Here is a 2,176-nt window from a genome sequence, read left to right as displayed (position 1 = left end):
ATTGAGATTGTTTAAACTTGAGACTGTGTAGACTATATTCCTTCTATATTCTGTTTTTAAGCATTTTGTTTTACTGTACATTGAGCAAAGGCGACCATGCTGGATCTGAAGCATCATTGGGGGTAGGAAGTTGTCGTTCATTGCGACCCGTAATATCAATCGTATAAATTTTTGGTCCCATACCGGGATTTTTGCGAAAGAACATCAGCACACGACCATTAGGGGCCCACGTTGGTCCTTCATTGTGAAACCCTGTGGTTAAAATTCGTTCTCCTTGTCCATCAGGGCGCATAACACCGATAGAAAATTGTCCGCTTAATTGTTTTGTAAAGGCGATATAGTCACCCCGTGGAGACCAAATAGGTGTTGAATAACTCCCATCGTTTGAAGAAATACGCTGAATATCACTCCCATCCGCATTCATTTTATAGATTTGCGGCTTTCCACTACGATCTGAAGAAAAGACAATTTGTTTTCCATCCGGTGAATAAGAAGCAGAAGTATCAATAGCAGAAGTTGTTGTAAGTCGCGTCATCGTACGGGTTCGTAAATCCATAGTGTAAAGATTGGCACTCCCATCATTTTGTAACAAACTCATGATAACTTTTTGTCCATCAGAAGAAAAACGCGGAGCAATTGTCATGTTATTAAACGTTCCGATCAACTCTCTTTGCCCCATTTCAATTTGTTGGAGATAAACATGAGGTACTTGATTGTCCTCGTAAGCCATATAGGTCAATTCTTGTCTTTTTGGTGAAAACCGCGGTGTAAGCACCAATTCACTTCCATCAGACATATAAATCAAATTTGCTCCATCTTGATCCATCATTGCTAAACGTTTAATGCGTGCATTTTGAGGACCTGTTTCATCGATAAAAACAATTCGTGTATCAAAATAACCACTTTCTCCTGTCATCTCACTATAGATCTCATCTGCGATCATATGTGCCACACGCCGCCAACGTTCTGTCGCAGTATAAAAACGCCGTCCTTTCAATTGTCTTTGTCCAAACACATCCCATAAACGAAAATCGACCCTCAAACGTCCATCGATTTCTCTCATGACTTGCCCAGTAACTAAACCTTGCGCTTTTATTTTCTGCCAAGAAGCAAAATGTGGTTGTTTATTAGGATTAGAAATGTTTTCAAAAAAATTTGCTTTATCAAGCGGTAAAAACAGCCCCGACCGTTCGAGATCGGCTGTCACCACAGCAGATATTTTCAACCCAATCGAATCATTGGAAATAAAGTCTGTAATTGCAATGGGAATGGGATTAAAATCAGCGCTCGAAATAGTTCCTTTCAATTGCGCATAACCCGATGAAATACTTGAAAGCCACACCCCACAAGTGACAATAAACCAAGCAAAAACTTTATGTCTCGTTATAGTCATCATGGAATGTGTCCTTTCGTTAAGCGCTTTTTTCTCGTTTATCATCTTATTTCTTGGAGGGGATCAACATTAAAGTCAAAACCTTGCCCCCATAGATCATATTGATCACGTGGGAGATCTGCATAAGGTTGGCATGAAAAGACAGCAGCATACACCTGCCTTATCATAATAGCTTGTTGACTCTCAAGGCCGCTTATGGGATCAATGATAGGATCGCCCACAACCATCCCTTCACGGTCTAAATAAAATCGCAACCGCACGACCGGACGATTTTTTAAATCGCCGCCAAGCGCCACAAGTTTAAGCTTCTGTTGAATACATCCCCCCGCAATATTGACCAATGTTTGTGCCATTTTTGTGGTATCATTAATATTTTTTCTTGCACCCAAAGCTTCTGGTGTATGAGAACGTTTTGCTCCCCCTCCTTGTGACCGCGCACGATTGAGCAAATTATTTTCCTCCAGAGCTAAAATATCTTCAATGGTCTGTTTCTCTTGGTTTTTCTTGTTAAGCTTTGGCGTCTTTTGATTCAATGCAGCCTCATTCTTCTTTGGAAATTCTCCGTCAAACTTTGGTTTAAACTGTGGAAGAAGAGATTTTTCTGGAAGTACAATTTTGGGCGCTTGATGAACAATCTGCTCTGCTGATACTTTTGGGACCGTTGGAGCCAATTCTTTTGGCGATATCATTTCTTCATTTTTGTGCGCAGGCTTGAGCGCAACCTTAGAGGCATCCTCCGGTGCCTCCAAAGGCGTCTCAGGTGCAGCCTTGGGCGCATCCTCC

The 2,176-nt window shown here is 41.4% G+C and carries 1 protein-coding gene and 1 pseudogene; both read right to left on the bottom strand.

Going from position 1 to position 2,176, the window contains the following annotated elements:
- Positions 1 to 70 precede the first annotated feature (70 nt).
- On the bottom strand, positions 71 to 1,396 hold the full coding sequence (tolB, locus tag ACFIL8_RS09380) for a Tol-Pal system beta propeller repeat protein TolB (RefSeq protein ID WP_375645667.1): 1,326 nt from the start codon (positions 1,394 to 1,396) through the stop codon (positions 71 to 73).
- 38 nt (positions 1,397 to 1,434) lie between these two features.
- A pseudogene (locus ACFIL8_RS09375) lies at positions 1,435 to 2,176 on the bottom strand (cell envelope biogenesis protein TolA); the annotation flags it as partial.

Origin of the sequence: Bartonella sp. AP57NXGY (genome assembly GCF_042195805.1) — a bacterium.
In the GTDB taxonomy this organism is placed as follows: Bacteria; Pseudomonadota; Alphaproteobacteria; order Rhizobiales; family Rhizobiaceae; genus Bartonella.
Note: the sequence above shows the minus strand (reverse complement) of the source record. Positions and strands in the feature narration are given on the sequence as shown.